The sequence below is a fragment of the Desmonostoc muscorum LEGE 12446 genome (genome assembly GCF_015207005.2).
GTDB classification, from domain to species: domain Bacteria; phylum Cyanobacteriota; class Cyanobacteriia; order Cyanobacteriales; family Nostocaceae; genus Nostoc; species Nostoc muscorum.
Map to the genome: position 1 here is coordinate 3,665,280 of NZ_JADEXS020000001.1, position 19,056 is coordinate 3,684,335.

The window sequence follows — 19,056 nt, forward strand, 5'->3', positions numbered from 1 at the left end:
ATAAATTATGGGCTTAGTCACATAGGTTAGGACAGTGTTGATTGCTCAAAGCTTTGAAACAAGTGGGTTTATACTCAGCGCTGACTCAACGCCTTGCTACTGCTAACAGCACTCAGCACTTTGCTCGTTCAATAGTCAAGAATCAACACCAAACAACCATAGACTCACAATCAGTAGATCGAAAAGTTTTCCAGAATCCTTACCAGTTGTTGATTTGAGTTTAGAAACACAATTTGCCGCAATCCTTTTAGAGTCTGCTTTTCAAGGAACGGGCGTTGTCGGTTGGTTAAGAGTGCAGTGCAAGCGATCGCCATCATCAGCCCCAAAGCATTGGCTGAAACCCTGATTATTTCGTCAACTTACAAAAGTTTTCGATCTACTGACAATGGCAAGACAAGAGTAAGTTACGCAATTGGCTGGCATTGAGTATAGATTTATTGAAAAGAAACTTTATTATAAAACAAACTTTTTCATACTCTTGAGTAATATTACTCATTGACAAATATTCTAGAGCCTACGGCTATTACTGAGAATTCCCGATCTCCATTGATCAGCTTTTTGAAAGCTGATTGTAGTTACTTGGAATTCATATGATAATGAGAATCTTTTAGAAGCAGAGGCAATTAATAGTCCTCTCTACCTTGTTTTGACTGAGATGATGATTCTTATTATTATAAGTATTATTAAAGTAAATTAACTGATTGATCAGAGATACACTATCTTAACTACAGATCCCGCATATACACAGTAGAATGATGTCGAATTGGAAATGACGCCATTTGTACGGATGCTTAGTGTCCATTAAAAGGCTAATTCTGAATACTGATCATTTTTCTTCAGTATTTTTACTACAGCTTTACCAATTTTTGGAACACAATCTCAAAAAGCATTTAAACGATATTTACGCGTAAATTCGCAGGTGTAAACCGAAAAAATCGTGTATAAACTTACAAACGGCAGTTATACGACCGTATCGAATACTGAGTTACTTACTAAGGCTAGAGTTGGTAACCGTTGACAGTTCAGTTTTTGCAACATAACCTTTTTTTCCTATGATGATTCATGGTTTGAGTTTTCTCAGTTTAAGTGCATCTGTTGTACTTCCCTGGGCACTAGCTGGTGTGCTTCAAGGACAGAAAATAACAGAATCTCTAGTTACAGACGTTCGTCAGTCATCTACTGTTCAAGAAAATAAACTACCCAACCGCAAGCTAATCAGTGCTATTACGGCTGCCCCGACAACATATTATGTTAGTGGTAGCGGCAACGACAAAAATAGCGGGCTCACTGTTTCATCTCCGTTTAGAACACTTCAAAGAGCGGCAGATCTTACCAACCCTGGGGATACGGTACTAATTATGAACGGGGAATATACAAATGCACCTGGACGTGGGGCTGCACTAATTATTCGACGTTCTGGAACTCCAAATGCATGGATTAAATTTAAAGCATATCCTGGGCATTTCCCAAAAATTCGCCACAATGCATGGCACGGTATCGTGACAAATGGAGCTTCATATATCGAGATTAACGGGCTGGAGGTCATAGGAAACAATCAAAATATAACCCATGATTATGGAGTAAGTCAGAAAAATAACCTATCAAATCCGTTTACAAGTGGCAACTGCATAACCATTAACGGACGAGTAGGTCCTTCTCATCACATAAATATTCTGAACAACAAAGTACATGAGTGTGGAGGAGCAGGTATAGGAGTACTTGAAAGTGATTATGTGACGGTCAGTAATAACACTGCCTTTAATAATTCCTGGTACTCACCTTATGGTACTAGTGGCATTTCAATAATGAGTATTTGGAATTCTGACAATAACCAGGGATACAAGATTTTTGTGATCAATAATAGGACTTACAAAAATCGAATGTATGTTCCCTGGCATCAATCCGGGACTCTTGCTGACGGCAATGGCATTATTGTCGATGTTTCAAATGGATATAAAGGACGAGTTTTAGTTGCAAACAATATCACCTACAAGAATGGCGGTTCAGGTATTCATAGCCACAGTAGCAACCGTATAGATATTGTCAACAACACGGCATATTTGAATCAGGAAACTCGAGAACTTAAAAAAAAGGGTGAAATCTATGCTGGTTATTCATCTGATGTCAAGATTTTCAATAACATTATGTACAGTGCCAGTGGTGTTGCTGTGAACAGTAACACCAAGAATACCAACGTCACCTATAACTACAATATTTATTCCTACGGTTCCCCCACTGTTGTGACCGGGCCTAACGATATTATTGCAGATCCACAGTTTATTAATCCCTCAGCTGGCGACTTTAGAGTGAAATCGACGAGTCCAGCAATCAATAGCGGTTTGAGGTGGAGTGGCTTGACAACTGATTTTCTAGGCAATCCTCGTGTACAGGGTTCAGCACCCGATAGAGGAGCATACGAAATCGAGTAGTAGTTAACAGAATAGCATTGGGTTGTATGGCAAAATCCTGATTTATACAGAGTTTTTGCCTACAACCTTAGTTTCTAAATTCAGTAGATCGAAAACTTTTGTAAGTTGACGAAATAATCAGGGTTTCAGCCAATGCTTTGGGGCTGATGATGGCGATCGCTTGCACTGCACTCTTAACCAACCGACAACGCCCGTTCCTTGAAAAGCAGACTCTAAAAGGATTGCGGCAAATTGTGTTTCTAAACTCAAATCAACAACTGGTAAGGATTCTGGAAAACTTTTCGGTCTACTGAAATTCATAACCAGAGCCTTTAATGCTTCGTTTTAGTAATATCATGTCCAGTTGAAGACTTATCATTAGAGTGGAGAGTTTTTTTGATAAGTGATTAAACAGACATGATATAGTTGACGCTTATAAATCTAAAAGCTTGGCGTCAATCAATAAATTATTGACGGAATCAAAGAACAAAAAAGAGAAGGGTTTACAACATAGTTTTAGTAAATGGTTTATTTGGGATCTATTGCAGTAGACCCTAAACTCCTTGAGAGGTTTTATTTTTTTGCAAGTCCCTTAAACTCTTTTGTCAACTCTCTTGGTTGAAAATATTCGTGATCATGATACAAATAACTACTAGACTCATTTTTATCAATAATTCCATTTACGACTAAACCTAAGACATTATAATTAGATCTTTCTAATATCTCTTGAGCAGCGTTAGCACTGTTAGAATCAATTACCCCAGGTCTAGCCACTAATAAAATCCCATCAGTCATTTGGCTTAAAGTCAAAGCATCGGCCGCTAAAAGTAGGGGAGGTGCGTCAATAATTACAAAGTCATAATGATATCGAGATGAACAATTGTCAATTAGTGATGCCATGCGCTTTGAATCAAGCAAAGCAAGCGGGTTGGGAGGTCTAACTCCAGCAGTTAAAACATCAAGGTTATCCATTACCTTAGATACAGCAATGTCAAATTCAACTTGATCCACAAGAACCTCACTCAAACCAACTGCATTAGTTAGTTCCCAGAGGTGATGCTGAGAAGGAACTCGCATGTCTGCATCAATTAGTAAAACTTTGCGCCCTAATTGAGCTATCGCAGCTGCCAAGTTAGCTGAAACTGTAGACTTGCCTTCTTTAGGAACTGCACTAGTCACTACGATAGTTTTGAGAACTTTATCTGAACTCAAAAATTTGAGATTTGCTTGAATCATGCGATACATTTCGCTTGTTAAGGAGTGAGGCGTATCTCTAACAGCAATTTTTTGAGTTATTGATTCTGCTCTTGAATAACTCGAGTGAACTTTTTTAACAGACAAGGGAATAATTCCAAGTAACGTGTATCTAAACACATCTCTGACTTCCTTAAGTGTTTTCAGAGATCTATCTCTCATGCCCAAGAAAAGAATGGTTGTAGTGGCGAAAAATAAACCCAACATCACTCCTACTACCAAAACAATCATTCTTGTGGTTTTTACCGGCTCTTTAGGCACTAAAGCTTGAGCAATAATCCGCGAACTGGCTGTATTTGTATTCTCAACTAACTGTAATTCTTGAACCTTTTTCAATAAAGTTTGGTATGTTGACTCTGCGACTTCAAGTTTCCGTTCTAACTCGCGCTGATTTTGTACTAACTGGGGTATAATTTCGACGCGTTGCTGGTAGCTAGACCGGGAATTATACAGAGAGGAGAGTCTTTTGGCTAAGCCGAGACGTTGCACTTCTGATTGCAGAAAATTTTGGATCAGGTTTTGTCTGAGTTCTCCAATCTGCAATAAGTTCTGCGGAACTTCTGTTTGATTGCCGATAGTTTGAGGAATTTGCTGCTGTAGCAGAGTTTTTAAGTTGGCTTTTTTTGCTTCAAGATTAACAATTGCAGGGTTGTCATCTTGGAAACGACTGCGCTCAGTCGCTAACTGGCGATCGACATCTTGAAGTTGTGTAAGAATTCCCTGTACAGCAGGTGACTGACTGAGGGCACTCACTGCGATCGCCTGCTGGGAATTTAAATTGACTTTCTGACGCAGTTCATTGGTTTGAGCGTTAACTTCATCCAGTTGAGCTTGAACAGTATTAATCTCACTGTCTAGATTCCCAATAATGCTAACTGCTGATTTTGTCTCCTCTGATAAATCTGCAATCCGATACTTCTGTTTAAATATACGTAGTGCTATTTCTGCATTATCAACAGCGGCTTGAGTTTTAGGAAGCTGTTTAGCCATAAATTGACGGGTTGCTGCTGCTTCCGAGCGATTTGTCAGAATATCATTTTCTAGATAAAGACCCATGATTGTGTTGATGACTGCGGCTGCTTCTTCAGGGTCAGCGCTGGCATAACTAATCCGCAACACATCTGTCCCGCCAACAATTTTTAGGTTCAAGGCTTTTTGTAGCCTTTCTAATTCTAAAGGTTTACCTTCGTTATCCTTCAGTTCTAGTTTGTCTATTGTCTGTTGCAACAAAGCAGGGGAAGAAATAACTTCCATTTGAGTGCTTATAGGATTTTGAGTCGCCACCAGAGATTTCAAATCTCCTGAGTCTCCTCCTTCGGAATAACTAGGCACAAGATTAGATCCTGCGACCTTAAAAGAGGGGGTTTTGAATAAGAGTTTCCCTTCTGCTTCAAAGGATGGTTTGATAAATTTTGTAGCTATAGCACTCAGGATAACTGTAGCCACAAATACACTAAGACCAGGAAACCACCACCGTTTTAATATCGATAAGTAACGACTAAGGTCTAAGTCGATAGATTCTCTAGATTCCATAGATTTCTCTGACATAAATCTTCACAATTACAGGTTTCAAGGGAGAAGTTCAATATTTATGTACTCAGACCACAAAAATTACAGTAAATGTCAATTCTTGGTAATACTTTAATAATTTTAAATTAATTACGTATCTTAAGTATAACAGTATAAATTAGATTTGTAAACTTACTTGTATTTTTTTTGCATATTTTTACTGATAAAGTCTTGATATCCCCTTTCTTGAGCGAACATAAAATTTTGGGAACTAATGGCAAGCTTGGCCGTAACAAAACAATTTTATGCTTTTAGTGAATTAGTCTAGCATACTAACGTAGTGAATATCTACTCTAATTGTCTATAACTTGTGATTTTATTTTTCTTTCACGTGTGATTTTTACTGATAAACATACCGTCACATAGAGTATCCAATTAAAAGAATTCGATTGCAGCAAGGCAGATTCAGTCAAGCTAGCCAAAATTATATATGTCATGTGAATAACTGGCCAAATATCGGATGCTGTTTTACTAATACGCACCCAACTCACTGCTTGTAGATAACTGCGCCAAAATCCTAAGATGAATAACCCCAACCCTAAAAACCCCAAATCCAGACAAATGGTCAAATAACCATTGTGGGCGTGGCTTGGTGTCCATCCTGAATTAAGCCAAATATAGGCAGATTCACCATCCCATCCTTGCCAGAATGCAGCATAACCATAACCAAGCCAAGGACGTTTCCAAATCATATCCATCACTAGGGGCCACAAATCTGTTCGACCTGTGAGTGTTGGATCTTTACCGATTCCACTCAACACCGCATCAGCAGTATAGGACAACCAAAAATATAAAATTTGGCTGATGGTTGCCATTATTATGAGGGTTGGTACCATAAACTCGTATGACCAGCGCCAAACTTGAAAAGCAAAAAATACCACTATCATAATTAGCAAAAGAGCCAGAGATGAAGTTGAGGAAGAAAGCAGCAAGAGGAGTATTGAAAAGCTAAAACCCGCCCATAAAAGCCAACGCCAACTATGTCCTTTATTTTGATATCCAAGGATAAAAAAAACTATACTGCTAATAACCATCCTTGCTCCTAGACCGTTTTTATGAGTGAATACTCCACGCCACTTTGATGAGCCAGCGTCAGCTTGTATTCCGTATTGAGGCAAGGCTACAGCAAACATAAAACTCAACACTATAACAATGCCAAAACTCCAAGCAAGTAATTCTAATTGTTGTTTTAAGCTGTACCGCGAGGCAAAATACATGCCAAATAAGCTAGAATTAATGAGGGAGAAACTACTTTTTAATGTTGCTGAGGCATCAGCAGACCAAATAATAGAAACAGCTGCCAATATGAATATTGGATAAAACGAAAAGCCTTTAGTCAGAATGTAAATAGTTTTTTTCCAACGCAAAATTAGTAGAAATAATGTAATTGCGTATATTATTAAATAAATAATTCTAGTCAAAGAATTATCATACTCTACATGATCCTGCTGTAGCGCTCCTCCTGAGAGTACAACGGTTATAATAGCACCTGAATAAACGATCAAAGATGCAACTGTGAATACATACTCAGCAAAAATTAGTAGTTTTCTCATATTCTTATAAATTGACTAATATTTTTCTAGTTATGGCATTTTTTTTGCCTCAATAATTTCTTGATAAATTTCCACTGTTTGAGCAGCAATATTTAGCCAATTTAAATCTTGCTGACACCGAGCTATTGCTGCACTTCGCATACGTTGTTGCAAGTCGCGATTGCTCAGCAAGGAAATAATTGCGTCAGCTAGAGCTTGGACATCCCGTGGTGGAACTAACAACCCATCTTTTTTATGCTGAACTATCTCACTTAATCCACCCACTTCAGAGGCTACAACCAGACTTCCCATTCCATAAGATAAGGCTGCTACACCACTTTGAGAAGCTTCGATATATGGCAAGACTGTTATTGTACTACGTTGAAATAAATTACTTACTTGTTCAACAGGGATAAAGTCATTGATAATTTCGTAGCGTTTATCGTCATAACCATCAGGAAAATATTGCTTTATATTCTCTCCTTGTCCTGCAATAATCAGCTTGACTTCAGAGATATGTTCAGCAATTAAAGGCATAGCCTCAAGTAAATATCTCAATCCTTTATAAGGCCAGATACGTCCAAAAAATAGCAATGTATATGGTTCCCGTAATTGACTATTTGGACTATGACGACGCTTATACAAACTACCAAGTTCCCCATGAGGTAAAACATTTACTCGCTCTTGGGGTACATTAAATTGTTCAGTTAGAGCCTTTTTTAGCTGATGAGTATGAACAATCAATTTTTGTGAACGGTAGAAGGCAATACGTCTGGTATATTCTGAACCAAATGTGCTTTTGCGATCGCCAGGGTGACGGAAGACATCATGGATAGTTGTCACTAATGGTGGCATTTTGTTGACCAGTAACGTCCAGTCATACCAAGGATCGTTAGTTTCTTGTACATGTAAAACATCTGCCCGTATGTCTTTGATCATACGCATCATCAAGGTCATAGACAACAAGTTTCGTGGATCACGCATCCTTGGTTTCTTAAAGCTGATTACGCGGATATTGGAATTGAGGTCATTACGGCAGACACCTGAGATTTTCTCCGGATGAATTAACGTTAAGTCAACATACTTAACTAGGTTGTTGGCTAATTCAATAGTATAGTCTTCAAAGCAAAAATGTAGTAGAGCTACCTTGATCATAAGTAGGTTGTAATAGAATAATATAGATATTTTTTAACTAGATATTTGACAGGTTTAATTTTTTCGATCTTTTATATTTTCTGTTAATTTTTGTTAAACAATTTTATCCAAACAGCGTGGACACCTCCGAATTTATGGATTGCCAAACAACTAACAAATAAAGAGTAGGCGCAAGCTGCAAGCAGCACAATCAATATAAAATCTCGGGTAAATTGTTGTAGTATTAAAAATACTAATAGCATACCAACGGTAATTAACAGGGGACGAAGTATTGTTCGCAATAAACGTAACGAAAACAAGTTTCTATAAACAGCGTATCCCAGTAGACTACAACTAGTAAACCCCATTGCCAATGACATAAACGCTGCACCCATTAGTTTATATTGTGAGATGAATACTATACCTAATAATGCCCCTACAACATTGGTAGCAACAACTTCAATCAGGTTAAATCTTTCTAAGCCATTGGCTAAAAGCGCATAAAAAAATGTTTGTGAAAATGGGTATAAAATTAGAGATAAGCAACTTACTTTTAAAACAGGATTTATCTGACTAAAACTAGGATCTTTGTAAATCAATGTTATTAAATCACCTCCGATAAAAAATATGACAATTATCAGCGGCAATGCCATACACAAAAGCATTTCAATAACGTTTTCGGTAATCTCACGAAATTTCCCCTGTTCTAGAGATACTGCCTTTGACATAGAAGGAAAAGAAGCCATGCATACGCTATCGCAAATTATTGTAAATGGTAGCATCAATTGTCCGATCACTCCATAAAGACCAACCATCAATTCACTTCCTATTAGTGAAATCATGAGAATAGACATTCTACTACTAATTACACCTATTGCATTAATAAGGACAAATGTACGAGCGTAATTGAATAATTGCCATATAAAATCTTTTTTAATTTGCCATTTTGGCTTAACTATTCTAGTCAACAAAATCCATTCAATCACAAAAACTAAAATTTCAGATATTACTAAAATTCCAGCTAAATGATTGACTCCATAATTCATGTTCATCAACCAAATCATCACCAGTAAACGTAGAATATAAACTGGCACGGTAGAGATAGAAATCATGTTCATTTTCTCTTGAGCTTGAAAAATTGCCTCCGTAATATTGGAAAGTGAAAACGGAATGATTGTTAGTCCGATGATGTAACAAGTGATTGATGTGTCAGAATTGTAGGGCAAAATAAATACCCAAATAACCATTACAGCATAAGCAATAATGCTTAAAATTATCTGCAATAAAATACCATTCACCAGGTAAACAGGCATCTCTTCTGGCTTGCGAGACAAATCTCGTGTAAACAAGGTTTTTAAACCTTGGGAAGCAATCACCATAAAGATGTAGTAATAGCTAAATCCTAGTATGTATCGCCCTAATTCATAGGCTCCTAGAATACGAGCTATAGATGCCATTAGCACAAAACTTGTAATGCTTTGTACTAATCGGTTCACCAACAATGAGAGAGAATTAGTTAGTAGTTTTCGTTTTCCCACTGTCTGTATATTCAGAAATAAATTAATTACTGAAAGAGAATTGAGTAATATATTTTCTTTGTGGTCAACTACAAAAATGTTGCCCACAAAAAAAATTTTCTAAAAAAATTAATAAAAAAGGGGCGTGATTTCTTTGGAATTTCATAATACAAAGCTTTTGCCCTTCTAAGCTTCTAATTTATTACTACTTGCTGCCTGACAGCACTGGTATTAATCTAAAACTTTTATAATGTCAAATATCCCTTGATAACTTAACTTAATATGTTGTAAAAAATACTTGATAGCCATAATTCAATAAGTCAGGTTTAAAGGTACTATGACCTTTTAGTTGAGTAAAATTTGCCCCAAATTCCTACAGTTTTCTTGCAGGCTTGCTTCCAGTAGAAGTTAATCGTTTACTAAGCAATATTAACATCTTTATTCAAAGTATTTTAATTTTGCCTAGAAAGTTTGTTTTTATTTAGGCAGAATTACTGAAGTTAAAGGTTACATGGATAATATATAACGAAATGCATCAAAATTGTTGAAATTTGTTACAAAAATTTATATTTTTTAGGATTCGGCATAGCAAATTCAATAAACACCATATCCTCTGTGATCTGTTTGCCTGGTTTTGGTCACATCACGGAGTTAGTTATGATAGTGATTAAGACTTACCCACTGTACAAATTTATTATCTTATGAATCAACGAAAATACGTTCTTTCAAGCTTTTATCAACCATTCTTGAATACATAGCGTAGGCGTAGCCCAACCCAGGTATCGCCTAAAAAATGTCCAAAAATCAAGGTTTAATGCCTGAAAACCTGGCAACATTTTTTGCTTTTTATGTCAATGCCTAAGTCCTAATTTTATGCCTTGATATTAACTTCACATTAATTTTATATATGAAGAAACAAAATGAAGATTCAGTAATAATTATTAGCTCATTGAGCAAACTTTAACAAAAAACGATAGAGTTTCTTACTATAATTATGAAAAAATAGTAAGAAATATATAGCAATCCTAAATGACTTATGAGAATATACGGAAATATACAACGTTATTTATAAAACTTAGTTTTAAGCTATATATTATCCAATATATATAATTGTAGCCTCAAAATAAGTCATAAATGAGTGTTTAAAACTACGTTTTTAGATTAAGTATTTTCTCACATATGATTCAGGATTGCTATGTTAAGACCTATAATTGAATATAAATTGAGACAACTAACTAGAGACACATTAATCAAAAGCTTTTTGCTAGCTATGCTCAAACAAAATATATATAATGTTCTATTGGATACTAGACTGTTCATCAGAGCTTAAATTTTCACTACACTAAAGCATGAGGTATAAATACAGTGGTTAAGAAATTAGACACAAATCGCTTAATGAGATTTCTCACCAGATATAAATGGAAATTAATGACGAATTTACATTTGAATAATACGAAGATAAATCGTATTTTGCGCCCTGTAAATGATTTGGAAATGGGAGAAATAAATATAGAAATCAGCAATTTATGTCTTTCGGAAAGTGATTACAAAAAATTTGTGAGTTCAGATATCCTTAGCAAATATAATAAGCTTGATTATATCCATACCAAGCCTCTTGAATACTTAACAACATTGAGTTTGTTAGATTTGAAAGAAGGTGACAAAATACTGGATGCCGCAGGTGGCGAAGAAGCTGAATATATCAAGGCTGTAATAGCAGTTTCTGATTTCAATTTGATTCCTTACTGTCAAGATTCGTTATTAGATGGAATAACCAGAGATGGAATTAAATATATAGGTGGCTCTATTGATGCGATCCCCCTCCCAGATAATTCTCTGGATGGAATTAGCTGCCATCACTCTTTTGAACATTTCCGAGATGATTTAGATATTAAATTTATTAAAGAGGCAGTACGTCTATTGCGAGTGGGCAAGAGACTTGTAATTGCACCACTATTTCTCGCTAACGAGTATGCAGAAATCTGGAACAGTAAACAGATTGAGAAGTACGATATCGAAACAGCAATTACAATTTTTGACAATACTGCAACTTTTCCGGGGTGGGGTCCTTATGAAGGCTTTGCCAGAACTTATAGCCCTGCTGCGTTTAGAGCAAGAATTATTGAGAATTTACCACGCAATTGTCAGGCACAAGTATACAAAGTTCTTGTTGATGGAAAACCCGTGCCAGATCTAAAGAAAAATTATCATCAACCTCTGCTCAATGGTGAAATGAAGGCACTGGTAATAGTCAAAACCTAGACTCTAACTTTCTGAGACATCAATGTTTAAATAGACCTCAATCTTCCCTCAGATTGGCCACCAGCAAGCTGAAACTTAGTGGTTGCTATAGCTCGATGGAACTGCTTCAAGATTACGTCAAGCTAGGTTTGCAATTCATTCATTTTTTTGAGCAAGTTATCTAGGTTCAAGTTCAGGTAACTCAACTTCTTCCATTTTAATTTTTGATTCTACAACCTTACACCTGAATGCTTACGAAACTTGAAGCATTTACAGCAAATTGCAATTTGGTCAGGTACAGATAATTGTAGGGGCACAACATGTTCTGCCCCTACCCGTCTACTTCATTTACCTGAAATACGCTGTATTTTGGCTTTTACTAGCTTTTGCTATTCCATAGGCATCTTTATAAAAAGCTTAATTTTACACTTTTAAATAGCAACGGTTGCATGTCGTCCCGCAACCTTAGACATTGTTGATGAGAAGCAATTAAGCTGATGTGCTTTTAAGTTGCATAATGTCAGATCGCTAGTAAAGACCCGATGACGCCCAGATGCAATTTAAATGACGATTACCTTACCAATAAATAAAGCCTTTATACTTATTTTTCCTGATGTTTATATAGAAGAGGCGTCTAAAGTAATTGATGTTGTTGAACAAACCTTAAACTATTGTTGTTTGTACTCAAACCAGAGACTATATTGAGTTGTTGATATATAAAAAATGCAGATAAATAGTCATACTTCAGAATATAAAGAAAATATTCCGTCAAATACTTTAACTCACATCCTTGACACTGAAGTTGTACAAGAATGGAGTGATACCCAGCCAATTGCTGAGAATCTGTGTATCCATCAAATGTTTGAGATGCAAGTGGAGCGATCGCCCCAAGCAATTGCTGTAGTATTTGAAAATACGCAGCTTACATATCAGCAGTTAAACCAACGGGCAAATCAGCTAGCGCATTATCTACGTACTTTAGGCGTTGGACCAGAAGTACTTGTCGGTATTTGTTTAGAGCGCTCCTTGGAGATGATTGTCGGGCTGTTGGGAATTCTCAAAGCTGGAGGCGCTTATGTGCCTTTAGATCCATCATATCCAAAAGAACGCTTAGCTTTCATCTTGGAAGATACACAAACCGCAGTGTTGTTAACCCAAGAGAAATTGGTCGAGAACCTACCACCGCATCAGGCGCAAGTGATTTGTCTGGACTTGTTTTTGGAAGAAAACACACAAAACAGCCAAGATAATCCTGTAAATCAGACGACGCTTGATAATTTAATTTACGTAATCTATACATCTGGTTCTACAGGACAGCCCAAGGGTGTAATGATTCCTCACCGTGGAATCTGCAATCAATTGTACTGGCGGCAAACAACCTTTAGATTAACTCCGGCAGACAAAGTTTTACTGACCATTTCTTTTAGTTTTGACCCCTCAGTGTGGCAGATATTCTGGCCGTTGTGTTTTGGGGGGCAATTAATTATGGCTCGCCCTGGTGGACATCAAGACGCTGCTTATCTTGTAAAAGTGATTACCGAGCAGCAAATCACTGTCCTAGCCTTAGTACCCTCAATACTCCGTGTTTTACTGGAGGAAAAGGGAATTGAGAATTGCCAATTTCTCAGACACGTTACCTGCGGTGGTGAAGCCTTAGCTGGCGAACTTATAGAGCGGTTTTTTGCCCAATTGAATTTGGACAATGTTCTACACAATTGTTACGGGCCGACAGAAGCTTCCATCGATACGACTTTCTGGACTTGCCAGCGGGGCACTAATTACACCATTGCTCCCATTGGTCACCCCATCACCAATGCACAGATTTACATTCTTGATGAAAATTTGCAGCCTGTGCCTGTTGGTGAATCAGGTGAACTGTATATTGGCGGTATTGGTTTAGGGCGGGGCTATCTTAATCGTCCAGAATTGACCAAAGAGAAGTTTATTATTGATCCTTTTAGCTCCAAAAAAGGGGCACGCCTTTACAAAACAGGGGACTTGGCACGTTACAACAGCGATGGTAATGTCGAGTTTGTTGGTCGTATCGATCACCAAGTAAAGATACGCGGTTTCCGGATTGAATTAGGAGAAATTGAAGCTGTACTCAGTCAACATCCGGCACTGACGCAGACTTTAGTCATAGCCAGAGAAGATGTTCCTGGTGATAAGCAACTCGTGGCATATATCGTTGCTAGCCCAGAGGAAATTCCTACTCAGATTGAATTACGGCGCTTTTTGCAAGGTCAGCTGCCTGAATACATGGTGCCTGGTTACTTTGTATTTTTGGATACCCTGCCATTAAACCCTAATGGTAAAATAGACCGCCGCGCTTTACCTGCGCCAGATACATCAGATCTTGGTTTATCAACTAACTTTGTCCCACCCCAGAATCCCGCAGAAGAGGTCTTAGCAAGCATCTGGGCAAAAGTTTTGCGTTTGGAACAAGTAGGCATCCACAATAATTTTTTTGAATTGGGAGGCCATTCACTGCTGGCTACTCAAGTGATGTCTAGAGTTCGCCAAGCCTTCGGGATAGAAATTCCGTTGCAAGTTTTGTTTGAGAATCCCACGATCGCTAATTTAGCTCAAGCCATAGCTGAAAACCAAATTTCCGAAAATAATCCCCAAAATCAGAGCATTCCCCAAATAGCCAACCGAGAATCAGTCCCCTTATCTTTTGCCCAACAGCGAGTCTGGTTTTTGGAACAGTTGGAACCCAATAGTCGGGCATATATCATCTCCGATGCACAACGGTTAACTGGGGAATTAAATCTGGGTGTATTGCAACAAGCACTAGATGCGATCGTTGTTCATCACGAAGCACTGCGAACAAACTTTATTAAATCACCCGATGGTAGCCCCATACAAGTAATTAGTCCGTCCCGGTCGGTCAAACTCAAGGTAATTAAAGTTACACAGGAGCAAGCAGAATTGCTCCTCACTCAAGAAGCGCAACCCCCCTTCAACCTAGAATCTGACTTAATGCTGCGGGCTAGCTTGCTGCAAATAGACGAACATGAGCAGATACTCCTGTTGGTCATGCACCACATCGCCTCAGATGGTTGGTCAATGGGTATTCTCTGGCAGCAGTTAGCAGCCGTTTATGAAGCTTTTTTAAATGGGAAGCCTTCTCCCTTAACAAAATTACCCATTCAATATGCCGATTTTGCTGTTTGGCAGCATCAATGGCTGTCAGGTGAAGTCCTCTCCAGCCAAATAAACTACTGGAAAACTCAGTTAGCAGGTGCTAATACTGTACTGGAATTGCCCACCGACCGACCACGGCCACCAGTCCAAACTTACCAAGGGGCGGCTCAATCTTTAATGCTACCCCAAAGCTTGAGTGCATCACTCACAGAACTCTCGCGTCAGGAAGGTGTCACCTTATTTATGACCTTGCTGGCGGCCTTTGGAACAATACTGCACCGCTACACTGGGCAAGAAGATATTCTCATTGGTTCTCCCATTGCTGGACGTAACCGTTCTGAAATTGAAGGGTTGATTGGATTTTTCATTAACACTGTGGTTTTACGGACTGATTTTTCCGGCAACCCCAGTTTTCGTTCAGTGCTGAGTCGAGTCCGCCAGATGGCATTAGGTGCTTATGCCCATCAAGATATGCCCTTCGAGAAACTGGTAGAAGAACTGCAACCAGAACGAGATACCAGCCGTAACCCACTATTTCAAGTGTGGTTTAATATGCTCAACTTGAGGGATATCCAACTGGAAATACCTGGGGTGGCTGTAGAACCAATCTCGATGCTCGAAACGGGTTCCAAGTTTGACTTAACTTTGTATGTTACAGAGCAAAACCAAGGAATCAAGCTTGATTTAGTCTACAATACCGATTTGTTTACTTCAGAGCGGATGATGGAAATGCTGCATCAATTCCATCATTTATTGAATCAAATTGTTGCTGCTCCAGAAAACCAGATTAGTTTGTATTCTCTTGTCACACCACAAGCCCGATTTTTGCTGCCAGAACCAAGGGCGGTGTTGCCAGAACCAGAGTACGAATTGGTAACAACAATGTTTACCTCTTGGGTAAACTCCGCCCCAGAACATGCAGCAGTTCGTCAAGGAACTCGCACTTGGAATTATGGGGAATTGGGCAAAATAGCTCAAGGCTTAGCTGAGGTTTTATTATCTCAGGGAGTCCAGCAAGGAGATGTGGTAGCGGTATTTGGGACGCGCAGCTTTGGACTGATTGCAAGTATGGTGGGTGTACTTTTGAGCGGCGGTGTGCTATTGACACTCGATCCGAAACTGCCTAGCGATCGCCACGATCTCATGCTACGAGAAGCTAAAGCTAAATACATATTATATATAGATAGTCAGACCCAAAAAGATAGGGGCATAGCTGAATGTTTAATTATTATCTGTGTAAACCCAGATACCGGAGAAATTATAAATTTACCCCAAGGCACTACTCAAGCGATAAACTGGCCCCAAATCACTGGTAACGATGCAGCTTATATTTTCTTTACTTCCGGCACCACTGGTGTGCCTAAAGGGGTGCTGGGTTGTCATAAAGGAATGGCGCATTTTCTCAATTGGCAGCGGCAGACATTTAAAATTGGTCAACAAGACCGGACTGCCCAATTGACGGGTCTTTCGTTTGATGTCGTCCTCAGAGATATTTTCTTACCTTTGACTAGTGGTGCAACCCTGTGTTTGCCAGAGGAAGGCGATAACTTAGAGCCGACTAAAATTTTGCGTTACTTGGAAGATGAGCAAATTTCTGTGTTGCACACAGTTCCTTCCTTGGCACAATCTTGGTTAGCGAATGTGCCGTCAGAAGTTACTCTAGGTAAATTACGCTGGTTATTTTTTGCTGGAGAACCTCTCAAGGAAACACTTGTACTTCGGTGGCGGGATGCTTTCCCAGAATCAGGGGAAATTATCAATCTCTATGGGCCGACAGAGACAACTTTGGCTAAATGTTATTACCCAGTACCCGTTGAATGTAGACCAGGGGTACAGCCAGTAGGAATGCCATTACCCGAAACCCAAGCACTGGTTTTCACACCAAATCATCAACCATGCGGCATTGGGGAACCAGGCGAAATTGTCATCCGTACTCCATTCCGGAGCTTGGGCTATATCAATGCCCAGCAAGAAAACCGTTCTCGGTTTGTCAAAAATCCCTTTGGGAATGACGAACAAGATTGGCTTTATTATACTGGCGATCGCGGTTGCTATCGTCCAGATGGTTCTCTGGAAATTCTCGGTCGCCGAGATCATCAAGTCAAAATCCGTGGCATACGCATTGAGCCAGGGGAAATTGAAACGGTGTTAGCCCAACACCCAGACATACTCCAGACTGTAGTAATTGCTCGTGAAGATGTTCCTGGGGATCAACGTTTAGTAGCTTACATTATCCCAAATCACGACTCAGTAACTACAGTTAGTGAAATCCGTCGCTTCCTCTCGACGAAGCTACCACAGTACATGCTACCTTCAGCTTTCGTCTTGCTGGAAACCATGCCCCTAACTGCCAACGGCAAGGTAGACCGCCGCGCCCTACCTGCACCTGACCTATCAAGACAAGAGCCAGAAGGGACTTTTGTTGCTCCCCGCAATCAAGTGGAACGCCAGTTAACAGAGATTTGGGAACAACTTTTAGGCGTGCAGCCCATTGGCGTTCAAGATAACTTCTTTGAATTAGGAGGACACTCGTTACTGGCAGTAAAATTATTTTGGCAAATTGAGAAGACATTTAATAAAAATCTGCCCCTTGCCACTCTCTTCCAGTCAAGTAGTATAGAGGCTTTAGCCAAAATCATCTGCCAAGAGGAAGATTTAGCAACAAACAAGGCTTCACTAAAACACAAATCAAAAGCTACTTGGTCATCCCTAGTAGAAATTCAACCTAATGGTTCCAAGCCACCTTTCTTCTGTATTCACGGACTAGGTGGAGAAGTCTTGTGTTTCCGTGAATTGGCACAACATCTGGGCTCAGAACAACCATTTTACGGACTACAACCAAGGGGACTTGATGGAAAATATCCTTTCCATACCTGCGTTGAAGATATGGCGGCGCACTACATTCAAGAAATTAAGACCCTTCAACCTCATGGACCTTATTTTCTCGGAGGTTATTCTTTTGGGGGTGGAGTTGCTTTTGAAATGGCTCGACAACTCCACGAACAAGGTGAGGAAATTGGTATTCTAATTATCCTTGATAGTTGTCGTCCTGGTTATAGTCGGCGATCGCCATTTCTCAAAAGAATTTTCTTGCATTTAAATAATATCCTTCGACAAGGAATTGGTTACCTTTGGCAAAAGGTTCTGAAATGGAGCTATTGGAATAAATCTCGTCTCCAAAATACATATAAGCGTTACTTGGAAGCCGTACTTGATTTACCTGAAACTGACAAGCATTTAAAAAGTATAGACATTAATACTCAAGCTATTAGTCAATATACTTACCCAGTTTACCCTGGTCGAGCTGTCCTCTTGCGGACTCAAGACAAGAACCGAGGCGAAGCTATAGGCACACAATACGATGCTCAATTTGGTTGGGGTGAGGTAGTTGCTGGAGGATTAGATATCCATTTAGTTCCCGGTTCTCACGTTTCTCTACTCCGGGAACCCGACGTACAGGTGGTAGCCGAAAAATTGAGAAATTGTTTAATTAAAGCACAGTCTCCAAAAAATTAAAACAGAAGTCAGAATTCAGAATGCAATCAATGAGGGATTTAGATCCGTCACTGGTTGTATACATCTGGTTGCCCAAAGTTATATCATGTCGGTATTGAGCCGAGATATGTGTAATTTTGAGCAAGATGGTCTGGAAAAGCTTGTTGAATATGGCTTTTAGCGTTTTTAATAGTTCTGCCTGATTTGAGCCGCGCATACTTGCAGTGTGAAGGTCAATAATTGCTTTTCGTCTACCAAAGAGAATAATAAATACTGTGTGCTTGAAATGAATACAACTTTTACCCTGTAAGAGTTTCAGACAATTCACGGTAAAAGATGTTTATTGTCTAAGTTGTAAAACCTGTAAATAAAGTTAATAGATACTCTGGTTTTTGTAGCGATAGATACCCAAGATTTATACCCTTGTGTCAATTTTACTTGAAAATTGCTGAAACCTATATATAGTAGGAGTTTCCAGACCATCTTGCTTAAAATTACACATATCTCGGCTCAACCCCATGTCCGCTTAATTACTTATTAAAACCCAAGAACCCCACCCCGCTAAAGCTGCGCTTTGTCTCCCCTCCCCGCAAGCGGGGAGGGGGGTGGGGTGCAATGACTTTGGGAATCATAACTAATTATCCGGACATGATATTAGATGATAATACAGTTCAGAATGAGCAACAAAACCCTCATTTAGAGACGCTATAAATCGCGTCTTCAAAGATCAATGATCTTTAACTGAACCCTATTGATTTA

9 protein-coding genes are annotated in these 19,056 nt (G+C 38.9%); 4 read left to right on the forward strand and 5 right to left on the reverse strand.

Going from position 1 to position 19,056, the window contains the following annotated elements:
• Positions 1–282 precede the first annotated feature (282 nt).
• Positions 283–426, forward strand: coding sequence for a hypothetical protein (locus IQ276_RS15770; RefSeq protein WP_193913044.1), 144 nt, complete (start codon positions 283–285; stop codon positions 424–426).
• A gap of 626 nt (positions 427–1,052) precedes the next feature.
• Entirely contained in the window at positions 1,053–2,429 is a 1,377-nt protein-coding gene (locus IQ276_RS15775) for a right-handed parallel beta-helix repeat-containing protein (RefSeq protein WP_235115702.1), read from the forward strand.
• Between the two features lie 117 nt (positions 2,430–2,546).
• Here the strand turns inward: IQ276_RS15775 and IQ276_RS15780 are convergent, their stop codons facing one another.
• From IQ276_RS15780 to IQ276_RS15800, 5 genes are all read right to left on the reverse strand, one after another.
• The gene (locus tag IQ276_RS15780) at positions 2,547–2,729 is read right to left on the reverse strand and encodes a hypothetical protein (RefSeq protein ID WP_193913042.1); all 183 of its coding nucleotides are present in this window, start codon (positions 2,727–2,729) and stop codon (positions 2,547–2,549) included.
• A 252-nt stretch (positions 2,730–2,981) separates the two neighbouring features.
• Positions 2,982–5,195, reverse strand: coding sequence for a GumC family protein (locus tag IQ276_RS15785; RefSeq protein ID WP_193913040.1), 2,214 nt, complete (start codon positions 5,193–5,195; stop codon positions 2,982–2,984).
• Positions 5,196–5,524: 329 nt separating this feature from the next.
• On the reverse strand, positions 5,525–6,784 hold the full coding sequence (locus IQ276_RS15790; protein WP_193913038.1) for an O-antigen ligase family protein: 1,260 nt from the start codon (positions 6,782–6,784) through the stop codon (positions 5,525–5,527).
• A gap of 30 nt (positions 6,785–6,814) precedes the next feature.
• Positions 6,815–7,918 (reverse strand): glycosyltransferase family 4 protein, encoded by a 1,104-nt coding sequence (locus IQ276_RS15795; protein ID WP_193913036.1) that lies wholly within the window; start codon positions 7,916–7,918, stop codon positions 6,815–6,817.
• A gap of 83 nt (positions 7,919–8,001) precedes the next feature.
• On the reverse strand, positions 8,002–9,435 hold the full coding sequence (locus tag IQ276_RS15800) for an oligosaccharide flippase family protein (RefSeq protein WP_193913050.1): 1,434 nt from the start codon (positions 9,433–9,435) through the stop codon (positions 8,002–8,004).
• 1,344 nt (positions 9,436–10,779) lie between these two features.
• On the opposite strand from IQ276_RS15800, the gene IQ276_RS15805 reads away from it, so the two are divergent.
• Both IQ276_RS15805 and IQ276_RS15810 read left to right on the forward strand, forming a co-directional pair.
• Positions 10,780–11,676: a class I SAM-dependent methyltransferase gene (locus IQ276_RS15805; protein ID WP_235115703.1), complete on the forward strand. Its 897-nt coding sequence runs from the start codon at positions 10,780–10,782 to the stop codon at positions 11,674–11,676.
• A gap of 702 nt (positions 11,677–12,378) precedes the next feature.
• Positions 12,379–18,318, forward strand: a complete 5,940-nt coding sequence (locus tag IQ276_RS15810; protein WP_193913031.1) for a non-ribosomal peptide synthetase — start codon at positions 12,379–12,381, stop codon at positions 18,316–18,318.
• The last annotated feature ends 738 nt before the right edge of the window (positions 18,319–19,056 follow it).